Raw genomic sequence first — 19,368 nt, 5'->3', positions numbered from 1 at the left:
CTTTGCAGGAAGCAGGCCGATGACGATGACTGTTGCAGATGTCGAAAAGCTCCAGAGCCTTTACCCGGACCACAAAATTGAATTGCGCGACGGGGCGATTACGATTATGAGCCCTGCGGACGCGACCTCGGGACTCATCGGTGTCGAATTCTCGGCGCAGTTGCGCAACTGGGTGCGGCCCCGCAAACTGGGCTTTGTTTTCGACTCCAATTCCGGCTTTCGCCCTCCCAACGGCGATCTAACGGCCCCAGATGTGTCCTTCGTCTCGCGGGAGCGGCTCAGACGTGTGCCTCGCACCTACGCGCCGGTGGTACCGGATCTGGTGGTAGAGGTCAAATCGAGCACCGACCGCCTCCGCCCGTTGGTGGACAAGTTGCAGTCTTACCTGGAGTTGGGGGCCCGGGTGGGTATTCTTGTCGATCCCGATCAGCAGCGGGTGAGCGTTTACCGACCGGAGCAGGAGCCGGTGATTCTCGAGGGCGGTGATATCCTGTCGCTCAACGAGTTGCTGCCTGGTTGGGAACTGGCAATTGCGGATCTGTGGCTGGTGGAATTTGACGAACTCTAGAAGCGGGCGGCCGTTTGGCATGGACGAAGATCCGACCCGGCGCTTACTAACCCAGTGGCTGCCGTCGCGGCGCTTCGAGCGTGCCCCGGAAACCATCTTTGACGGTAGCCACGACAAGCCTGCCCACTTCGACGGCGAAGCGCTCAAAATCTTGAGCTGGAATGTCGCCAAGAGCAACCATGACCGCCGCTTCACCCGGGAGTTTCTGAGCATTCTCGAACGCGAGCAGCCGGATATTGTGTTTTTGCAGGAGGTGCGCGTCGACGCCGAGACCATGCGGGCGGTAGATCTGGCGGGCATGCACTGGAGCGTGGCACCCAACTACAAAGACACCCACCTGAACGCCTATTCCGGGTTGCTCACCGCCGCGCGGCCCGCTCCTATCGGTCAGCGCGTTGTGCTCACCCACGACACGGAGCCATTGGCCGGCACCCCCAAAGCCTCGCTCCTCACCGAATACCCGCTACCCGGGCGCTCCCGCAAGCTGCTTGCCATCAATAGCCACCTCATCAACTTCGTGGATCTGCCGTCCTTCGGCGCCCAGTTAAGGCAACTCGAAGCGATTGCAAGCCGCCACCGGGGGCCGATGGTGTTGGCGGGAGACTTCAACACCTGGAACGCGCCGCGGGTGGAGTTGCTGGAGGAAATAGCCCGCCGGTTGGGGCTGAAGGCCGTCACCTTTGCCCCCGCCGATCGCTGGCTGGTCAAACGCTTTTTGCTCTCCGCCCCCCTCGACAACATCTTCTTTCGGGGCCTCAGCGAGAAGGCGAACGCCACCCGGGTGCTCCGGCGCACCACCTGCTCCGACCACCGGCCGATTCTTACTGAACTGACCTGGGACGAGGAGACCGACTGAAATGCTCGCTCAGGAGGCGACACTTTTTAGCCTGCTGGTCCTTGCTGTCCATGGGCTGGGGATTGCCAACGCCGCCCATGCCGTGATGCATGTGCGCTCATCTCGGGGGGCAGTGGCCTGGAGCATTGGGCTGATTACTTTTCCGTGGCTCGCCATCCCGCTGTACTGGGTCTTTGGGCGCAACCGCTTTTTGGGCTACGCCGAGGCCATCCGTACCGCCTACGAGCAGCACCACCGCCGCATCGACAGAGCCTACGACGGCCTGCTGGAGCATCGAGCACAGCTTCCTGCGCGCTTGGCCCCGGTGGAACAACTGGGCGAACAACTCGCCAGTCTGCCGTTTTTGACCGGCAACACCGCCCGGTTGCTCATCGACGGCCGCGAAACGTACGACGCGATGCTCTCGGCCATTGCCGGGGCCGAGCACTATGTGTTGTTGCAGTCGTACATCGTCGAGGCGGATCGCTCGGGTGAAGTGTTCAAACAGGCGCTCATCGAGCGGGTCGGGGCCGGAGTGCGGGTGTATGTGCTCTACGACGAAATCGGCAGCAACCACCTGCCCCGTTCCTACATCGACGATTTGCGCCGCCACGGCGTCGAGGTGAGTGCCTTTCACAGCACCAAGGGTTGGAAGAACCGGCTGCAGATCAACTTTCGCAACCACACGAAGATCCTGGTGGTGGATGGTCGGGTCGCCTGCGTGGGCGGACTCAACATCGGCGATGCATATCTTGGAGAGGGCAAAAACCCGCAGCTGCGCCCCTGGCGAGACACCCATTTGCGCCTCACCGGTCCCGCCGTCCAGTGTTTGCAGTTGATTTTCCTGCGCGACTGGTACTGGGCGACGGGCGAATCGCCGCCGGTCGAATGGCGGGTGCACGCCGAGCGGGAAGCGGGGGCGGCGGCCCTGGTGCTGCGCACCGGTCCGGCGGACAGCTTGCCCGCCTGCACGCTGTTTTTTGTGGATCTGATCCAGCAGGCCCGCGAGCGCCTGTGGCTTGCCAGTCCTTACTTCGTGCCCCCGGAACCGGTGTTGCTTGCCTTGCAACTGGCGGCGATGCGGGGAGTCGATGTGCGCATAATGCTCCCGGAGCATCCGGATCACCTGCTGGTCTATCTGTGTGCCTTTTCGTTCTACGACGACCTGGCCCGCACCGACATCAAGCTCTACCGCTACCAGAAAGGTTTCATGCACCAGAAGGTGATCCTGGTGGACCGCGAAATTGCCGGGGTCGGCACCGCCAACCTCGACAACCGCTCGTTCACCCTCAACTTCGAGGTAATGAACTACATTGTGGATCCCGATTTTGTGAAAAGCGTCGAAGCGATGCTGATGGCGGATCTGGACGTCTGCCGCCAGGTCGATTACCGGGAATACCGCCGCAAACCTTTGTGGTTTCGCCTCGCGGTGCGCATTTCCCGTCTCCTGGCACCGGTGCTGTAGCGCATAATCGTTCCCAGCCTCCCGCAAAGGTGCAATGGAGCGATTCGCAAGGAGTGTTATGCAATCGAGACCGTGGCCGCTGCTGCCGGTGTGGGCGGCGCTGATCCCTGCCGTGACGCTGTTGGCCGCCCCGAAAAGCCTGGCCCAGAACTGCCCTGCGCCCGCAGTACCCCTGACTCCTATCTTCCAGATCCAGGGCAAGGAGGGGGCCAGTTCCCTGGCCGGTCAGGCAGTGGTCGTCGAAGGGATCGTCACGGGCGACTTTCAGCCCGGCAACCAGTTGGGCGGGTTTTATCTTCAGGAGCGCGTCGGGGACGGCGATCCGGAGACTTCCGACGGGATTTTCATCTTCGTGCCCCCGGCCAATCCGCTCTCCAAAAAAGAAGTGGCCGCGGGGGATCGGGTGCGGGTGAGCGGTGCGGTCAAGGAGTTCGGTCCCCAGGGCCGCACCCTGACTGAGCTCGACCGGGTGAGCGAAGTGCTTGTCTGCGAGGGAGGTCAGGGCGTTGAACCCACGGCACTCGCCCTGCCGGTGGGTACTCCCGGCCAATTGGAGCGCTACGAGGGCATGTTGGTGCGCCTCGCCCAGACCCTCACCATCACCGACACCAACGAACTGGGCGAGCGGGGCGAACTGGTGCTCTCGGCGGACGGACGGCTGTTCGTCCCCACCAACGGCCAGGGGGGCAGCAGCGAACTGAATGCCCGCCGCCGATTGGTTCTTGACGATGCGAGCAACCTGCTCAACCCGAAACAGATCCCCTACTTCACCGGCACCGACAAAAGCGGCACCCGCCGCCTGGGCGACACGGTTGCGGGGCTCACGGGCATTCTCACCAGCGGCTTCGGCACCTACCGCCTGCAGCCGACCGCCCCGCCGGAATTTGTCCAGGCCAACCCGCGCACCGCGGCTCCTGCCCCCGTGGGGGGCCGCCTGAAGGTGGCCAGTTTCAATGTGCTCAATTATTTCACGACCCTGGGCAGCCGGGGAGCGGCGAACGACAAAGAGTTCGAACGCCAGCAGGGTAAAGTGGTGGCCGCCTTGAAAGCGATCGACGCCGATGTGGTCGGGCTCATCGAGATCCAGAATAACGGCCTGATCGCCCTCGACAACCTGACCGCCGCCCTCAACAAAGCCTACGGCCGCACGGTCTTCGACGTGGTGATCCCGCCTTTGCGCGGCACGGGCACCGACGACATTCAAGTGGGGATCATCTACAAGCCCGAGCGGGTGAAACCGGTAGGCCCGTCCCGCAGCGACCCCGAACCCATCTTCGACCGGCCGCCTCTGGCCCAGACATTTCAGGCCCGTCGCAGCGGTCCGCGCAGCACCTTCACGGTGGTGGTCAACCACTTCAAATCGAAGGGCAGCTGCCCCGACCCCGGCCCGGACGCCGATGCCGACAAAGGCCAGGGCTGCTGGAACCTCAGACGGGTGGCCCAGGCCCGCAAACTGCTCGCCTTCGTGAAGACCCTGAACGATCCTGACGTATTGGTGGTGGGGGATCTCAACGCCTACGGCGGCGAAGACCCGATCAAGGCGCTCGGTGCGGGCGGGCTGGTGAGTCTCAATCTGCGCATCCCGGCGGCGGAACGCTACTCCTATGTCTTCGAAGGCCAGTCGGGCTACCTCGACCATGCCCTGGCCACCCCCAGCCTGGACAAACAGGTGACCGGCATCACCGAGTGGCACGTCAACTCCGACGAACCGCCCGTCATCGACTACAACACCGAGTACAGCCGCCGCAACCCGGCCGCCAAAAAGGACGACCGCTACGAGCCGACGCCCTACCGTTCCTCAGACCACGATCCGGTAGTTGTCGGATTGGAATTAAAGGCAGACGGGCGGCGTTAGCAGATCAATCTTGCATAACTATCCCTGATCTGTCACATAGGGATTTTTCAACGAAAGCACGGCCTTTCAGCTCACGAAGATTCAACGTTTCGCCCGTGTTTGACAGATCAGGGCTATGGCTGTCGCCATTTAAGTTAGGACGCAGCCTGTTTGAGAACGGCATCCATCGCGTTGCGCAAATGCCCGCAATCACGTAACCGTTTGCGAATCCGACTTTTCAACCACGCCCAGCACTTCTCAATGCGGTTCAGGTCGGGGGAATACGGGGGTAAATAGAGTACGTGGGCACCGGCCGCTTCAATCAATGCGGCAATCCGGCCACCATGATCAAACGTGGCGTTATCCAGAATCACCCACTCGCCAGGCTGCAACACAGGAATCAAGCAGCTCTCCAGCCAAATTTCAAACACGGTCCGATTGCAAGCTCCTTCGACAGTGAACGGGGCGATCAGCTGACCGGCTCGATAGCCCGCAATCATGTTGATGCGACCTTGACGACGACCTGCTTTCAGTCCGTAAAAGCGCTCCCCCAACGGCGACCAACCGTATCCGTAATCGTCGCGCTCGTCCATGCCGGACTGATCGACATACACCAGGTGCGCGGCTTTCGGGTCCGGCAGAAGCTCTAGGAATGCTGAGCGTTTCGCCTCATCGCGTTCGCGATACCCGTAGGTCTTTTTTTTCGGGTGATGCCAAGCTTGTGCAACGCCCGCGAAATCGTGCGGCTACTGATCTGTCCATCCCACAGTTGCGCCATCTCGGCCTGGGTTTTGTCGCCATGTGCTTCTACGAAGGCCCGAAACTTTTCCCAGTCGGTAATTTTCTGACCCTTATGGGATGCCGGTCTGGGCTTTGCCTGGACATCTCCGGTTTCTGCCTTGCGCTGAGACCACAAGTTGATGGTGTTGCGACTGATGTCGAACAGCTCGCTGGCTTCACTTTTCTTGAGACCGTTGAGTTCGATGGCTTGCAGGACTTTTTGGCGGAAGTCGTAACTGTAGGGTTTTGCCATGGCCGGTCGCCGAGAGACTACTGGTAGTTATAGCCTATGTCCTAATAAAGTTGGCGACAGCTATATGTGTTGGAGTTGCTGCTGATTGAGCCAGTCACACAATTGTTCAAATCCGGTGGGGGAATTTTGGAAGCTCTTGGAGCGCAACTTGCCCGCGACGAGCAGCGCAGCCTGAAAGGACAGCTTCGCAATGTCGATTCCCAAAACAGCCTCATTCAATGGAAATACCTCCTGTTCAGATACGAGCACAGAGCTGCATGGAGTAAGTACTTGTTCGGACCATCCTTGTGCATGCAAGAGCAATAGCGAGAATTGTCTTAAGATACCGTCCGCTCTGAGGGAACAAGTGTGAGGGGCGGACGCTCCTCTCCCGAGCGGGCGCGTAGCCAAAGGATGTCAGCAGCGTTCCGGTCCCCGCCTACTCTGGTTGCCCTGAGTAGATTTTATCGAGAGATCTCCCGACCCCAAGAATATACAAGGATGTCAAAAAAAAAGGCGGTCCACGAAGCACGTGGACCGCCTTTCGCTCTATTTTTTGCGACCTGGCCGCAGGAGGTTTGAAGCTTTTTGGCTGGTGCTTTGCGGCTGGGAGTCGTGCTTTTGCTGGTTGAGGGCGAGGTTGGCGAGGTTTGGCTGCGAGGACTGCTCGATCGTTTGGGAGTCAATGCCCATCGCGTTCAGTCCCTGGGTGGCGATCGGGTCCTGGAAGTGTTTGGCGCCGCCGGCCAGGGCGTGCGCCGCCAGCTGGGGACTGTTTTTAAGGGCGTAGTTTTCGGCACCGGGAACGCCCATGCGCAGATCCTGCATGGCCTGCTGGGACTGCTTGGCTATATGGCTGTCGCGGCCCAAAGCCCCCATGTTGGTGGCAAATTCGAGCGCCTGACCGCCGGCTTTGATGGGAAGACCGATGGGTGCGCCCACGCCGCTTAAAGTCACGCCGTCCCCGGCGGTGCTCACGCCGTAAGCGGTCGTCTGCACGCCGTCGCGGAGGGTCAACTCCTGCATCCGGCCGTGGGCCGCCTGCAGGGCGTCGGTGTAGGGGCTGTTGTCGGCCTGGGCTGTAGCGGAGACCTGGCCCAGATCGTGGGCCTGCTTGCCGTGCCCGATACCCTGGGCGGCGGTGTAGAGAGTCTGGGGACCGTAACTGGCGATGCCCAGGCCGGGGATAGCCCCCACCGCCACCGACTCACCCGCGTGGGCGGCGATTCTGGTCGCATTGGTGGCAGTTTTCAAAGCACTAATGCCGGAGGAGATACCGCCGTCCATCAATCGATTGCGACCGACCTGCTGTTTGGCCGGGTCGCTGCCGTTTTGCCAGCCGTCGTACCCCTGTACCGCATTGGCGGCGTTGCCGACGGTGCCGGCCAGATCCGAGACGCCGCTACCCACCTGGCCGATGACGCCGGTCACCGGCGGTACCGCCGTGGTCCCCGCCCAACCGGCCGGGTTGCCGACTCCCGCCGCCCCGGTCCGCAAGGCTTTGCCCCCGTGCTGGACGTACTCGTTGCCGTTTTTGACCGCGTTGGCGTTGGCGGCGAGGGCGCTGCTGCTGCCGGGGGCAGCCTGGGCAGCCAGGTAATCTTTCATCGCCATGTCGGTGATCATCCCCACCTCGCTGTTGCGGATGGGCTGGTACTCGGCGGGCACGGTGGAATCGGCGAAGTGTTGTTGGCGCGCTTCCAGTTCGTAGCGCTCCGGGCGCAATTCGTAGTCCCAGCGGCCCATATCCTGCTTGATCTGCTCCTGGGCAGCCTCAAGCCGCGGTTCGGTGTCGCGCATGTAGTCGTAGTAGCGCTGCTCAGATTCGCTCATCGGCCACTCGACGCGGTCTCCCGGTCCAGGTTGGCTGATGTAGGGGTGATTATCAAGTTCAAGATTGAGGGGAGCGTCGGTATTGAAAGCTTGGTCGATCGACTGCCCGAACCCATCCATATCCAGCTGGCGAGGGGTTCCGTCGAAGTCCTGGTAGTCGTTTGCACTATCAAAATCCGGGCTGTTGAAGGCGGATCTGTCCGCCGGATCGTTTTCTGAAAAAGTCTCAAATCCCCCAAGCGGATCGCGACTATCGCCATCGATCGCATCGCTGTCCGGGCCCATGCCCGCCGGGTAGTCCGGGTGAGGGTCCATCGGGTCGTCCGCGTACCAGCCCGGCTCGCGCGTGTCGGCTTCGTTCGTATCGAGGGCCTCCCCGTCCGCCGAACTCGCAAACCTCTGGCCTTCATCATCAAAGCTGTCGAGATAGTCCGTCTGGTCGAGGTACATCTGGCGGACATCGTCGAGGTCGCCAAGGGAGTAGTTGTCTTCCATGGTTTCTGGCTCCTGGTGTCGGGAGGGCCGCAATTGCCTCCTTGCCAAACAAAGCGACACCGGTCGGCTATCTAGCTCACCCCCGCCGCCACGGTTGTTGCCGATTGGCCTGGAGCGCCTTGGCGGCGGTGTTCGAAGCGGTTTTGGGGTAGATAAAAAAAGCCAGACCCTGGCAGGCAACGGTTTTCAGACTGACATCTGACACCTGCTCTAAGACTCTGCGCTCTCCGCAGCGATCACCCGCTGGCGCATCGCCTCAACCTGGGCTTTGAGCTGCGCCACGAGCTGCTCGAATTCGCCATCGCCGCGCAGTCTTTCAAAAACCGGATCCAGCTTGAGCCAGCGGTAATCCCGCCACCCAGCTTTGATCGCCCGGCGCAACCAGCGCAGCGCTGAGCTTTTGTCGCCCTGCACCGCGTACGCCGCAGCCAGATCGAAAGGATAAAAATAGTACTCGTTGCCGCCGTCGATCGCCTCGCGGTCGATCTGAAAACTGCGCGCGAGCAGTTGGGCGGCCCGGGTCGGCTGGCCCTCGCGCCGGGCGATATCGGCCAGGATGGTCGTCGATTGCAACTGTCCGCTCTCGCCGTCGAGGCGGTCGGTAATCTTGAGCACTTTTTCGTAGTGCGCTTTGGCTTCGGACCAGCGCCCGGCGAAGCGCTCGGCATCCCCCGCAGCAGTCAGGCCGAACACTTCCTGCGGGTCGCGCGCCAGGATCTTTTGGGCAGTCTTTCGGGCCTCGTCGTACTGACCGCGCAACTTGTGCAGGGTACTCAGATACGACAGGGCATACACATTGTCGGGTTGAATACTCACTGCCGCTTCCAGCGCCCGTCGCGCCCGGGCGTCTTCTCCAAGAATCGTATAAATCATGCCAAGGTTCGGATAGCCGTTGCGGGTCGGATTGAGCGCGATCGATCGTTTGCTCCACCGCACCCCTTCTTCGAGATTGCCCATCGCCGCACTGAGGCCGCCGTAGGCGCCTGCCACCACCGGCAGGCTGGGGTTGAGTTCGGCCCCCCGCTTGAAGGAAGCGAGCGCCTGACGATACCGCCCCCGACCGTAGTAATAGCTGCCCAGGGCCTTGTGCGCCTGGGACAAATTTGGATCGAGTACCAGTGCCTTTTTGATCGCCTTGAGCGATTCGGCTTCCCAGCGCTCCTCCTGGCCGTAGCGGGTTGCTTTGCTGCCGTAGGCGCTTCCCAGGCCCGCGTGGGCTAGGGCATAGTTCGGATCGAGGGCCAATGCCCGCTTGAACAGCTCGATAGCCAGGTCATTATCCGCCCGGCTGCGTCGGCCCAGGTAGTCGCGGCCTTTGAGGTAGTAGTCGTAGGCGGTGATGCTGGCGGTCGGCACCTGGGTGAGGCGCAGCTTTTCGGTGGCGCTCAGTCTGGCCTGCAGCCGCCGGGCGATCTGCTCGGAGACTTCCGCCTGGATAGCAAAGACATCTTTTAATTGCCGCTCATAATCTTGCGACCACAACTGCTGGCCGGTTGCCGGGTCCACCAGTTGGCTTACGATGCGCACCCGGTTACCGTTGCGGCGTACGCTGCCCGTCAGGATCGTACCTGCTCCCAACTCCCTGGCAACCTCGCGCAGCGCTTTGGTGGTGCCCCTATATTGCATCGCAGCCGAACTGGCGATCACCGTCAGGTCGGCAATCTTTCCCAACTGGTTGGTGATGTCGAAGGTCATGCCGTCGCTGAAATAAGCGCTGCGGCTGTCGCCGTCGATATTGGCAAAGGGCAAAACGGCAATCGTGCGCGCTGCGGCGGAGGCGGGACTCCCGAAGTTGCTCGTCCACCAGAAGCCTCCGACCCCCAGCGATACAGCGAGCACCCCAATACCGGCCGCAATTGCCGCCGGCTGCCGCAGCCGGCCGGTTAGGGCTGGGCGCGGGGCTTTGGGGGGAAATGACAGCGGCCCGCTTGCCGGGGTATGGTCTGCCAGATAGCCGCGAATTGCCTCGGCCATCGCCAGCGCGGAGGTGTAGCGGTCGGCAGGGGCTTTGGCCAGGGCACACAGCACCAGCGGATCGATGGACCCATCAATCTGAACTTTTTGAGGATCCGCGAGCAGTCCGGCGTCGGTGCCTGCGGCAACCGCCCGGCTGGGTGGTACGGCCGCCTGTTCGCCGAGCGTCCAGAGCATTTCATCGAGGGGACCGACATTCAACCCCGCCGGCCGGCGAGCGGTGAGCAACTCGTAGAGCACCACCCCCAGGGAGAATACATCGCTGGAAGGTCCTGCCGCTTCCCCCCGGATCTGCTCGGGCGAAGCGTAGCTGGGGGTGAGCATTCGCCATTCCGTCGCGGTCTGCTCGGCTTCCGGTGCCTGCTCGTCCAACAGCTTGGCAATGCCGAAGTCGAGCAGCTTCGGTTCACCTGCTCCATCAACCAGGATGTTGCTTGCTTTGAGATCGCGGTGGAGCACCTGGAGGGTGTGGGCATGGTGCACCGCCCGGCAGACTTTTTCGATGAGCGCCAGCCGCTCCCGCACCGGCAACTGCTGCTTGCGGCAGTAGCAGTCGATTGGTTCGCCGTCGATGTACTCCATCACCAGATACGGAAGCCCTTCTTCGCTGGTGCCGCCGTCGATGAGCCGGGCGATGTGCGGATGTTCGAGGTTGGCGAGGATCTGCCGTTCCTGGACGAACCGCTCCAACAATAGCGGCGCCCCCCGGCCCGGTTGCAGGACTTTGATAGCGACGCGCTTGCTGAAAAGACCGTCGGCGCGCTCAGCGAGGTAGACCACCCCCATGCCGCCCCGACCCAGCTCCCCCACCAGCCGGTAGGCCCCCAAACGGCGACCGGCGACCCAGCTTACATCTGTTGGGGACCGATTGGCCAACAGCGATTCCAGGGGTGAGCCGAGAATCGGCGTGCTCAAAAAACCGTCCTGCTGGTCGTGGGCGGCGAGCAACTTATCCAGACACTGGCGCAGTTGCGGCTCCAGGCGCAGAGCATCGAGGTAGGCGAGTCGGTCGGTCCCCTGGCGATCGAGGGCAACGCTGAGTGCTTCTCGGATCTGTTTCCACTGTTCGGGTGTCATGCTCCCAGTGGCACGGTAGCAGTAGGCAGCTTTCGGGGTGGTTTAGTATCCACCTCTAGAGGCTGTGCCGGTAGTGACAGTGTATACGCGACAGGCACGCGCAGGGAAGGTGTCGAAACCGGCAACCGGTTTGTGCCCCTAGTGCAGGTACAGCTGACCGTTTGGGAAATTGGCGATGGAACCTTCTGCGAACGTTACCCAACTGCTGCTCGACTGGCGCAACGGGGATCAGCAGGCGCTGATCCAACTGACGCCTTTGATTCACAAGGAACTGCACGGGCTGGCCGCCCACCTGTTGCGCGCTGAGCGTTCCGGTCATACGCTCCAGGCCACGGCCCTGGTCAACGAAGCGTATTTGCGGATGGTCGATCAAGGGGGTGTGGCCTGGAGCAACCGCGCTCATTTTCTGGCGATTGCCGCCAAATCGATGCGGCGTATCCTCGTCGAGCACGCCCGCGCCCACCGGCGGCTCAAGCGCGGTGGCGGGGCGGTCAAGGTTTCGCTCGATCGGGTGGCCGAGCCGGCTGCTGCGGAGCGCGACGAGGAACTGCTCGTGCTCGACGAAGCGCTCGACGCGTTGGCCAAAGTTGACCCCCAGCAAAGCCGGCTGGTAGAACTGCGCTACTTCGGCGGGCTGACTATCGAGCAAACCGCCGAGGCGCTCGCCCTATCCCCCGCCACGGTCAAACGCCACTGGAATATCGCCAGGGCCTGGCTGCACTGTTGGATGAGCGGCGATGCCGCCGAGCGCGATGCGCTGTCTTCTTAGGCCCGACGGGAGTCTGCGACCACACGCTTAATCAACCGATAAACAATAATGGGTAAGCTTTGGGTTTGTTTCCGGGCCGAGAGGGACAGGCATGCAAGATTGGACAATCGAAGACAGCGCCGAGCTGTACCAGATTCACGGTTGGGGGGAGCCCTACTTCAAGATCAACGACAAAGGGCACGTCGCTGTGATGCCGCGCGGCGAGGGCAACGGTGAGATCGACCTGTTCCACCTGGTGCAAGACATCCAGAAGCGCGGCCTGAACATGCCGATGCTGATTCGCTTCTCCGATATCCTGGCCGACCGCATCGCCCGCCTCAACGCCTGCTTTGTCGAGGCCATCCGCGAATACGACTACCCGGGGATCTACAAAGGCGTCTACCCGGTCAAGGTCAACCAGCAGCGCCACGTCGTCGAGGAAGTGGTCGAATTTGGCCGGCCCTTTCAATATGGTCTGGAAGCAGGTTCCAAGCCCGAACTGCTCATCGCCCTGGCCACCCTCAAGACGCCGGGGGCCTTGATTATCTGCAACGGCTACAAAGACAGCGAATATATCGAGACGGCGCTGTTGGCCCAACGGCTCGGCCACACCCCTTTCGTGGTGATCGAACGCTTTCACGAGTTGACGCTGCTCATCGAAGCGGCCCAAAAGCTCGGCATCCGTCCGCTCATCGGTGTGCGGGCCAAGCTTACCGCCCGGGGCATCGGGCGCTGGGGCGATTCCACCGGCGATCGAGCCAAATTCGGCCTGAGCGCCGGGGAGATCATGGAGGTGGTGGCCCAACTCAAAGCCGCCGACTTGCTTTCCTCGCTGCAACTGCTGCACTTTCACATCGGCTCGCAAATCTCGGCCATCAACGTGATCAAGACGGCCCTGCGCGAGGCGTCCTGCGTCTACGTCGAACTTGCGCAGATGGGAGCCCCCATGCAGTACTGCGACGTGGGCGGGGGGCTGGCCATCGACTATGACGGCTCGAAGACCAACTTTCGCGCCTCCAAAAACTACAACATGCAGGAGTACGCCTACGACGTGGTGGCCGCCTTCCAGGACGCCTGCCGCACCAAGAACGTGCCGGTGCCGACCCTGGTGAGCGAGTCGGGTCGGGCGATCACCAGCCACCAGTCGGTGCTCGTCTTCGATGTGATGGGGGTGAGCCACCTGCAATTCGGCGAACCGGAGCCTCCCGCCCGCAACGAGCACTCGATCATCCGCAACCTCTACGAGACCTATACCCAGATCACCCCCGACAACGTGCAAGAAGCCTTCAACGACGCTTCGCAATTTAAAGAAGAAGCCCTCAGCCTTTTTGCTCTGGGCTACTTGGGCCTGGGGGAACGCGCCCGGGCCGAGCGGCTCTACTGGGGCTGCTGCGAGAAGATCCTCAACCTGGTGCGCGAACTCGACTACATCCCGGACGAGCTGGCGGACCTCGAGAAGAATATGGCTTCGACCTACTACTGCAACTTCTCGGTCTTCCAGTCCGCCCCCGATAGTTGGGCCATCGACCAGCTCTTTCCGATCATGCCCATCCACAGGCTGGACGAGGAGCCCAAGGCCCGCGGCACCCTCGCGGATCTCACCTGCGACAGCGACGGCAAAATCGACCAGTTTATCGACCTGCGCGACGTCAAGGGCGTGCTCGAACTGCACCCGGTGCGGCCGGAGGAACCCTATTACCTGGGGATGTTCCTCAACGGTGCCTACCAAGAAATTCTGGGGGACATGCACAACCTGTTCGGCGACACCAACACCGTTCACATTCATCTCGCCTCCGACGAGCCGGGCGAGCAGAGTTACCGGCTTGAACACGTCGTCAAGGGCGACACGATGACCGAGGTGCTCAAGTACGTCCAGTACGACCACGAAGCGATGCTGGAGAGTATTCGCCGCGAGACCGAGCAGGCGCTCAGGGAGCGGCGCATCACCCTGAGCGAATCGCGGTTGTTGCTGCAGCACTACGAGCGCTCCTTGAGCGGCTACACCTACCTCACCAACGAACTCCAGGTCGAACTGGCCGCGCGCTAGGGTGGCGGGATCGCCCGCCCGAAACTGCTGGACGAGGCGCTCGTCCGGCTTGCCGGGGTGATTGGGGCTGAGTGCCAACTGCGTCAGTACCGGATTGCGTTATATTTTGCGCAATCATGCGCTTGAGCCGGGAAGCTGCCGGATCGGCCTTTCAAATTGATTAGGTTGTCCCTAAGACCAGGAGATTGCGCCGCTTGCTGTGATTTTTGTCCAGCAGACCGTGGCGGCTTAGGACGCCAAGCGAGATGCAGCACAGCGAACCGTCCAGCCGGCAATCGCTCCCACCGCTCGCCTATCAGGAAGAAGCGTCCGGCTGGGATCCGCTCGCCTTCTGGGACACCCCTGCCGCCGCTGCGTCTGAAGAGCCCTGGGAAGACGACCTCTGGGACGAGGAAGCATTCAAACCTCTTATTGAGGTCGAGCCAGCTGCACTGGAAGAAGAAACTGAACCCGACCCGGCAGAGGCCGATGTCGAGTGTTGCGCGACAATTACCTTGGCTGACGTTCGGTAGGTAACCCCGCGCAGCCGGATCGGCGACTCTTGCTCCATCGTCTCGTTATCGATGGGGCTAGGTTGTGCCTGGAAAGTACATCACCACTCAACAGGTCAAACTGTTCATGACGCTGCGCAATCAGGGTGCCCAGCAGCAAACTGCTGCGGCCAAAGCCGGCTTTTCGACCCGCACTGCTCACCGTATTGAGCAAGGCACCCACCAGCCCCATCACTGTCAGCCGCGAAGTTACAGAACCCGTCCGGACCCGTTGGCCGAGGTCTGGCACTCAGAACTGATACCCTTACTGCGCCGCACGCCCAGCCTCAAGCCGATGACGCTGTGGGAACACCTGCAAAAGCTCTACCCCGGCCAGTATCCGCGCAAAGTCCTGCGCACCCTGGAGCGACGGGTGCGTGAATGGCCGGCTCTCGAAGGACCACCTAAGGAAGTCATGTTCCGCCAGGAACACCTGCCGGGGGTGATGGGGCTGTCCGACTTCACAAAGCTCAAGCAGGCGGTTGTCACCATCGGCGGTCGGCCATTTACTCACCTGCTCTACCACTTTCGCCTGGCCTATAGCGGCTGGAGCTATGTACAAGTTGTCCAAGGCGGTGAGAGCTTCGCCGCTTTGTCCGAGGGGTTGCAGAATGCACTGTGGAAGTTGGGCGGCTGCCCCGCCGAGCACCGCACCGATAGTCTTTCGGCCGCTTTCCACAATTTGCTGCCGCGCACCATCGAGGATCTGAGCCTTGCCTACGACGGGTTGTGTCTGCACTACCGCATGGCCCCCAGCCGCAATAATCGGGGAAAGGGCCACGAGAACGGCTCAGTTGAATCGTCCTCAGGGGCGTTGCCCCAACGCCCCTGAGGTCACTTCAAGCGGCGGCTGGTGCAGGCGATGCTCTTGCGCGGCTCGTTCGACTTTGCCTCGGTGGCCGAGTATCAGACGCTCATCGACGAAGTGATTGACAGGCTCAATGCCCTGCACCAGAGCGAGTTCGAGTCGGAGCGCGTACAACTGTCGGCGTTGCCGGACGACCGCTACGCCGACTATCGGGTGGTGCTGACGAAGGTCAGTTCCTCGAGCACCGTCTGCGTGCGTTGCATCCTCTACTCGGTGCCCTCGCAACTGATGGGTCATACCCTGCGCATCCACCTCTATCACGACCGGCTGGTCGGCTACCTCGGCTGCCGACAGGTGTTCTCCTTAGAGCGGGTGTATGTTGCGGCCGATTGCGCCAAGCGCCGAGCACGCTCCATCGACTACCGCCACGTGATTGACAGCCTGCACAAGAAGCCCCGGGCTTTTGCCAGTTGCCAGTACCGCGATGAATTGTTGCCGGACGGGCACTACCGCCAACTGTGGAGCCGCATGGTTGAGCAGTTTGACCGGGACATGGCCTGCAAATTAATGGTCAGTGCCCTGTATCTGGCGGCGAAGCTGGACTGTCAGGCAGCGGTGGGGGCTTACCTGGAAAGCGAACTAAGCCGCGGTACCCTCAGCTTGAGCCGACTGAGGAGCAGATTCGAAGCCAGGCAGGAGATTGTTTTACCGCACAGTAGTTTTGACCAGCACTCGCTAGCGGACTACGACGCCCTGTTGCCAACCAGTTGTGGGAGTGCAGGCCGATGAGCGAGGCGAGTCTGGAGGTGCTGTTGAAGGCATTGCGCCTGGGCTTCATTGGTGAACAAGTCGAGCGCATCGAGGCACAGGCCGTAGCCGAGGGCTGGAGCCACAGCCGCTTCCTCAAGTGCCTATGCGAATTTGAACACACCGAGCGGGAGAACCGCAGATTGGCGCGCTACCTCAAGGATGCTCGACTGCCCGTGGGCAAGAGCCTATCGGGATTCGACTTTGCCGCTTGTACGAAACTCGAACGCCGCCGGGTGCAGCAGTTGGCAGCGGACAGCACCTGGGTCAAGCGGGCGGAGAATGTGTTGCTCTTCGGCCCGAGCGGAGTGGGAAAGACGCACCTGGCGGCCGGAGTCGGTCTGGCGATGGTCGAGAAGGGCATCCCCGTGCGCTACTTCACAGCCACCAATCTGGTGCAGCTACTCCAGCAGGCAAAGCTCAACCTGGCTCTGGAGAAGCAGTTGGTGCGTCTGGACCATTACCCGGTTGTGGTCATCGACGACATCGGCTACGTCAAACGCAGCGAGTCCGAGAGCAGCGTGCTCTTCGAGTTGATTGCCCATCGGTACGAAAGGCACAGCCTGGTGATAACTTCCAACCACCCGTTTCGCGATTGGGACCAGATCTTCAGTGACACGACGATGACGGTATCGGCCGTCGACCGGTTGGTGCATCATGCGACGCTCATTGAAATTGAGGCGGAGAGCTACCGCAAGAAGGCAGCCCAGGCCAGACAGCAGCGTCAGTCGGCCACTTGAGACAAGTTCAATAAGTGTCTATAGATTACTAATTGACGCGGCTAATTGTCGCAGCGGATCTGCGACAATTAGCAGTTGCGCAAAATGATCATCGCCTGCAGCCAGGATAATCGACGACATCAGACTATCTAGTTGACGCCGTACAGCGAAACGCCTGAAAATCACCAATCGCCTGTAAGGCCGAACCAATCACCGGCACAAAGCCCAACCAACCGGGCACTCCCACCGACCGGTCAATCTGCTCGGCCGCCAGGTGCTCGCCGGGCTGCCGCCGGCGGTGCTGACGGTTCCAAAAGGACTGTAACCGTAGCCGGTCTTCACCGAGGGGCTGCTGCCCCCGGCCACCGCCGCCGCCACCGAACCGTTCAGGGCATCCTTGAGGTAATACTCGTCGGCACTGCCCGTGCGGCTGGCCAGCACAGAGTCCAGACCCAATGCCACCAGCTTTTTTGACCTCGGGCCGCTCACTGATGGCCAGCACCACCGCTAGCACGCAATTTTCTGCCTCAAGCGTTGGAGCGGCAAAAGGCGCAATCACCTGCCCAGTGGCCACTTCCCGATGGACTATCAACGACAGCGTACCGTGAGGAATGTACTCAAATTCCTTCTTGACGGGCTCGCCCGGCCGCATCGGTTTGTCGGGATGTAGCCGCTCCAGGGCTTGCACGCCGTTCATCTCGTCGGTGCTGTAGACCACCGCGTTCTCGGCCAAAAGCCCGGGGGCTTGCTGGTACAAAGCGCAGATATGCCGAACTTTATCGTCAAAATGCTCGTCGTGCTTCGCTGTCAGCCAGGCGCGCACCCGGTGCGGTTGGGGGTCGTTGGGGCAACGACCCTGGAGATCCCTTTTTTGAGCAGACGGGCGGCATGGCGGGGTGAAAAATCGCACTCAAGATGCCGCGCCCGACGATTTGTGCTGCCAGTTCCCGCGGCGACCATTGGGTAATGGGCCGCCCGGAAGCCTCGGGCAACTCGCACGCCAAGGCGACAATTTGACACAACTGCTCAGCAGTGATGGCGGAGGGCTTGCCGGCCCTCGGAATATCTTTGAGGCGTTCCTCGATGCTCAGTTGCTGTACTAGGGGGACGCAGTACTGATAATCGGCCCTCTTGGGCTTTCCACAACTGCTTCCTCATCCGTACCCGAGAACGGAGTTACAAAATCACGGTTTAGTTAATCAAATTTAACTTTACTTTTTTTGACTTTTGGTCTAATAATTGTGCTGCACATATTGCATTTACTCAAGAAGAACGATATGAAATTTTCACATTCCTTGACTATGGCTTCGATCGTCTCTTCCGTCCTTCTGACCCTCAGTTCGACGGCTCTAGTTTTTCCGCTTAGTGCGCAGACCCTTACTATCCTCCAGGAATTTGTAGGCAGCGATGGTGCCCAGCCTGCCAGTGGTCTTGTAGACGGTCGTGACGGCCGCTTTTATGGAACGACCCAACATGGCGGTGCAAGCGGTAATGGAACAATTTACAGCGTCACTTCAGCAGGAGAGTTCGCTTCTTTGTATTCATTTTCGGGAGCAGAAGGGGCTTTGCCGTACGGCGCGCTGACCCTTGCAAACGATGGCAACTTTTACGGTACGACGATTTTCGGAAACAGCACTTCTGGCAACTTTGGAACAATTTATCGGCTCACTCCGACAGGACAATTCACCACAATCTATACATTTGCCGGAGCGGACGGTGCAAACCCCAAAGCACCGCTGGTGCAAGGCGCAGACGGCAGCCTGTACGGAACGGCAGAGGCAGGTGGGGAAGGCGATTGCCAGGGGAGCACGAGTACACCCGGTTGCGGTACCGTCTTTCGTATTGCCCCAGGCGGGCGAAATTTGACGTTGTACCGCTTCAAGGGTGAGGACGATGGTGGCAGGCCGATCGCGGGCTTGGTTCGAGGAAGTGACGGCAATTTCTACGGAACAACACTCCGGAGTGAGGGTCCTTGCGACTGCGGCACGGTTTATCGAATTTCTCCTCACGGGAATTTCACATTACTGCACACCTTTACAGGTGGAATCGACGGTGCTTTTCCTACAGGTGAACTGGTACAGGCACCGGACGGCAGTTTGTATGGGGTCACCTCCACAGGTGGAGCATCCGGATTCGGCACCGTCTTTCGTCTTTCAAAACGTGGAAAACTGACAACGGTTTACGCGTTCACCGGAGGCTTCGAGGGTGGGAACCCGACGGCGGGATTGACCAGGGGCAAGGACGGTTATTTTTACGGTTCGACCGGTATTGGCGGTAGCAACAATGCCGGTACGATCTACAGAATTACTCCCAAAGGCGTGCTTTCAGTGCTGTACATGTTTGCATTTAATTCTGCAGCAGGAGGAAGCACACTTCCTAGTCGACTCATCCAAGACGACAAGGGTGATCTCTACGGTGCCACCTTTTTTGGCGATCAACCGTGTTCTTTTTCGCCCGCCGGTTGTGGAACGGTTTTCCGGTTGACTCCTGCAACTGTCGGTTTTGAAGTTGCCGGGCATAGCGAAGTCGGGGGTAAGACCGCAAGGGAGAAAAACAAAGTTCTCGACAAATTCCGCTAACTAAGCTGCGCAGTTGGGCGAGAGCATAGTATTGGCG

17 protein-coding genes are annotated in these 19,368 nt (G+C 60.8%); 12 read left to right on the top strand and 5 right to left on the bottom strand.

What is annotated here, in order from left to right:
- Positions 1-19 precede the first annotated feature (19 nt).
- The 4 genes from GLL_RS21020 to GLL_RS21005 are packed head-to-tail and all read left to right on the top strand — an operon-like array spanning position 20 to position 4,723.
- Positions 20-568 (top strand): Uma2 family endonuclease, encoded by a 549-nt coding sequence (locus GLL_RS21020; protein ID WP_011144066.1) that lies wholly within the window; start codon positions 20-22, stop codon positions 566-568.
- A 19-nt stretch (positions 569-587) separates the two neighbouring features.
- Positions 588-1,424: an endonuclease/exonuclease/phosphatase family protein gene (locus GLL_RS21015; RefSeq protein WP_011144065.1), complete on the top strand. Its 837-nt coding sequence runs from the start codon at positions 588-590 to the stop codon at positions 1,422-1,424.
- Position 1,425: 1 nt separating this feature from the next.
- Positions 1,426-2,868, top strand: coding sequence for a cardiolipin synthase (gene cls, locus GLL_RS21010; RefSeq protein WP_011144064.1), 1,443 nt, complete (start codon positions 1,426-1,428; stop codon positions 2,866-2,868).
- Between the two features lie 58 nt (positions 2,869-2,926).
- The gene (locus tag GLL_RS21005; RefSeq protein WP_164929446.1) at positions 2,927-4,723 is read left to right on the top strand and encodes an ExeM/NucH family extracellular endonuclease; all 1,797 of its coding nucleotides are present in this window, start codon (positions 2,927-2,929) and stop codon (positions 4,721-4,723) included.
- A 134-nt stretch (positions 4,724-4,857) separates the two neighbouring features.
- On the opposite strand, the gene GLL_RS21000 is transcribed toward GLL_RS21005, so the two are convergent.
- A protein-coding gene (locus tag GLL_RS21000) for an IS630 family transposase (protein ID WP_197530059.1) occupies positions 4,858-5,735 on the bottom strand; the annotation gives its coding sequence in 2 pieces (ribosomal slippage) (positions 4,858-5,403 and positions 5,406-5,735; 876 coding nt in all).
- Positions 5,736-5,801: 66 nt separating this feature from the next.
- Between GLL_RS21000 and GLL_RS20995 the strand changes: the two genes are divergently transcribed.
- Entirely contained in the window at positions 5,802-6,041 is a 240-nt protein-coding gene (locus tag GLL_RS20995) for a hypothetical protein (protein WP_011144062.1), read from the top strand.
- Between the two features lie 222 nt (positions 6,042-6,263).
- On the opposite strand, the gene GLL_RS20990 is transcribed toward GLL_RS20995, so the two are convergent.
- Positions 6,264-8,042 (bottom strand): hypothetical protein, encoded by a 1,779-nt coding sequence (locus GLL_RS20990; protein WP_011144061.1) that lies wholly within the window; start codon positions 8,040-8,042, stop codon positions 6,264-6,266.
- A gap of 210 nt (positions 8,043-8,252) precedes the next feature.
- Positions 8,253-11,093 carry a serine/threonine-protein kinase gene (locus tag GLL_RS20985; protein WP_011144060.1) on the bottom strand — a complete coding sequence of 947 codons (2,841 nt, stop codon included), beginning with the start codon at positions 11,091-11,093 and terminating at the stop codon, positions 8,253-8,255.
- Between the two features lie 175 nt (positions 11,094-11,268).
- Here GLL_RS20985 and GLL_RS20980 point away from each other — a divergent pair, with 175 nt between their 5' ends.
- From GLL_RS20980 to istB, 6 genes are all read left to right on the top strand, one after another.
- Complete coding sequence (locus tag GLL_RS20980) at positions 11,269-11,862, top strand: sigma-70 family RNA polymerase sigma factor (RefSeq protein ID WP_011144059.1); 594 nt, start codon at positions 11,269-11,271, stop codon at positions 11,860-11,862.
- Positions 11,863-11,953: 91 nt separating this feature from the next.
- On the top strand, positions 11,954-13,888 hold the full coding sequence (gene speA / locus GLL_RS20975; protein ID WP_011144058.1) for a biosynthetic arginine decarboxylase: 1,935 nt from the start codon (positions 11,954-11,956) through the stop codon (positions 13,886-13,888).
- 245 nt (positions 13,889-14,133) lie between these two features.
- Positions 14,134-14,400, top strand: coding sequence for a hypothetical protein (locus tag GLL_RS20970; RefSeq protein WP_011144057.1), 267 nt, complete (start codon positions 14,134-14,136; stop codon positions 14,398-14,400).
- 64 nt (positions 14,401-14,464) lie between these two features.
- Entirely contained in the window at positions 14,465-15,250 is a 786-nt protein-coding gene (gene istA / locus GLL_RS20965) for an IS21 family transposase (RefSeq protein ID WP_011144056.1), read from the top strand.
- Between the two features lie 30 nt (positions 15,251-15,280).
- On the top strand, positions 15,281-16,015 hold the full coding sequence (locus tag GLL_RS20960; protein WP_164929445.1) for a hypothetical protein: 735 nt from the start codon (positions 15,281-15,283) through the stop codon (positions 16,013-16,015).
- Entirely contained in the window at positions 16,012-16,773 is a 762-nt protein-coding gene (istB, locus tag GLL_RS20955; RefSeq protein WP_011144054.1) for an IS21-like element helper ATPase IstB, read from the top strand. The genes GLL_RS20960 and istB overlap by 4 nt, the downstream gene beginning before the upstream one ends.
- Before the next feature lie 124 nt (positions 16,774-16,897).
- On the opposite strand, the gene GLL_RS20950 is transcribed toward istB, so the two are convergent.
- Complete coding sequence (locus tag GLL_RS20950) at positions 16,898-17,575, bottom strand: hypothetical protein (protein WP_164929444.1); 678 nt, start codon at positions 17,573-17,575, stop codon at positions 16,898-16,900.
- The gene (locus GLL_RS23840) at positions 17,535-17,837 is read right to left on the bottom strand and encodes a helix-turn-helix domain-containing protein (RefSeq protein WP_407920002.1); all 303 of its coding nucleotides are present in this window, start codon (positions 17,835-17,837) and stop codon (positions 17,535-17,537) included. Before GLL_RS23840 ends, GLL_RS20950 begins: the two co-directional genes overlap by 41 nt.
- 156 nt (positions 17,838-17,993) lie before the next feature.
- Between GLL_RS23840 and GLL_RS20940 the strand changes: the two genes are divergently transcribed.
- Positions 17,994-19,331, top strand: coding sequence for a choice-of-anchor tandem repeat GloVer-containing protein (locus GLL_RS20940; protein ID WP_011144052.1), 1,338 nt, complete (start codon positions 17,994-17,996; stop codon positions 19,329-19,331).
- Positions 19,332-19,368: the final 37 nt, after the last annotated feature.

The organism is Gloeobacter violaceus PCC 7421 (assembly GCF_000011385.1).
In the GTDB taxonomy this organism is placed as follows: domain Bacteria; phylum Cyanobacteriota; class Cyanobacteriia; order Gloeobacterales; family Gloeobacteraceae; genus Gloeobacter; species Gloeobacter violaceus.
Note: the sequence above shows the minus strand (reverse complement) of the source record. Positions and strands in the feature narration are given on the sequence as shown.

Excerpts from the sequence above, each read along its gene's own strand:
- GLL_RS21015 (WP_011144065.1), top strand. The coding sequence starts at position 588 with ATGGACGAAGATCCGACCCGGCGCTTACTAACCCAGTGGCTGCCGTCG.
- GLL_RS21020 (WP_011144066.1), top strand. The coding sequence starts at position 20 with ATGACGATGACTGTTGCAGATGTCGAAAAGCTCCAGAGCCTTTACCCG.
- GLL_RS20980 (WP_011144059.1), top strand. The coding sequence starts at position 11,269 with ATGGAACCTTCTGCGAACGTTACCCAACTGCTGCTCGACTGGCGCAAC.
- istB (WP_011144054.1), top strand. The coding sequence starts at position 16,012 with ATGAGCGAGGCGAGTCTGGAGGTGCTGTTGAAGGCATTGCGCCTGGGC.
- GLL_RS20970 (WP_011144057.1), top strand. The coding sequence starts at position 14,134 with ATGCAGCACAGCGAACCGTCCAGCCGGCAATCGCTCCCACCGCTCGCC.
- GLL_RS20960 (WP_164929445.1), top strand. The coding sequence starts at position 15,281 with ATGCTCTTGCGCGGCTCGTTCGACTTTGCCTCGGTGGCCGAGTATCAG.
- GLL_RS21005 (WP_164929446.1), top strand. The coding sequence starts at position 2,927 with ATGCAATCGAGACCGTGGCCGCTGCTGCCGGTGTGGGCGGCGCTGATC.
- GLL_RS20990 (WP_011144061.1), bottom strand. The coding sequence starts at position 8,042 with ATGGAAGACAACTACTCCCTTGGCGACCTCGACGATGTCCGCCAGATG.
- speA (WP_011144058.1), top strand. The coding sequence starts at position 11,954 with ATGCAAGATTGGACAATCGAAGACAGCGCCGAGCTGTACCAGATTCAC.
- cls (WP_011144064.1), top strand. The coding sequence starts at position 1,426 with ATGCTCGCTCAGGAGGCGACACTTTTTAGCCTGCTGGTCCTTGCTGTC.
- GLL_RS20985 (WP_011144060.1), bottom strand. The coding sequence starts at position 11,093 with ATGACACCCGAACAGTGGAAACAGATCCGAGAAGCACTCAGCGTTGCC.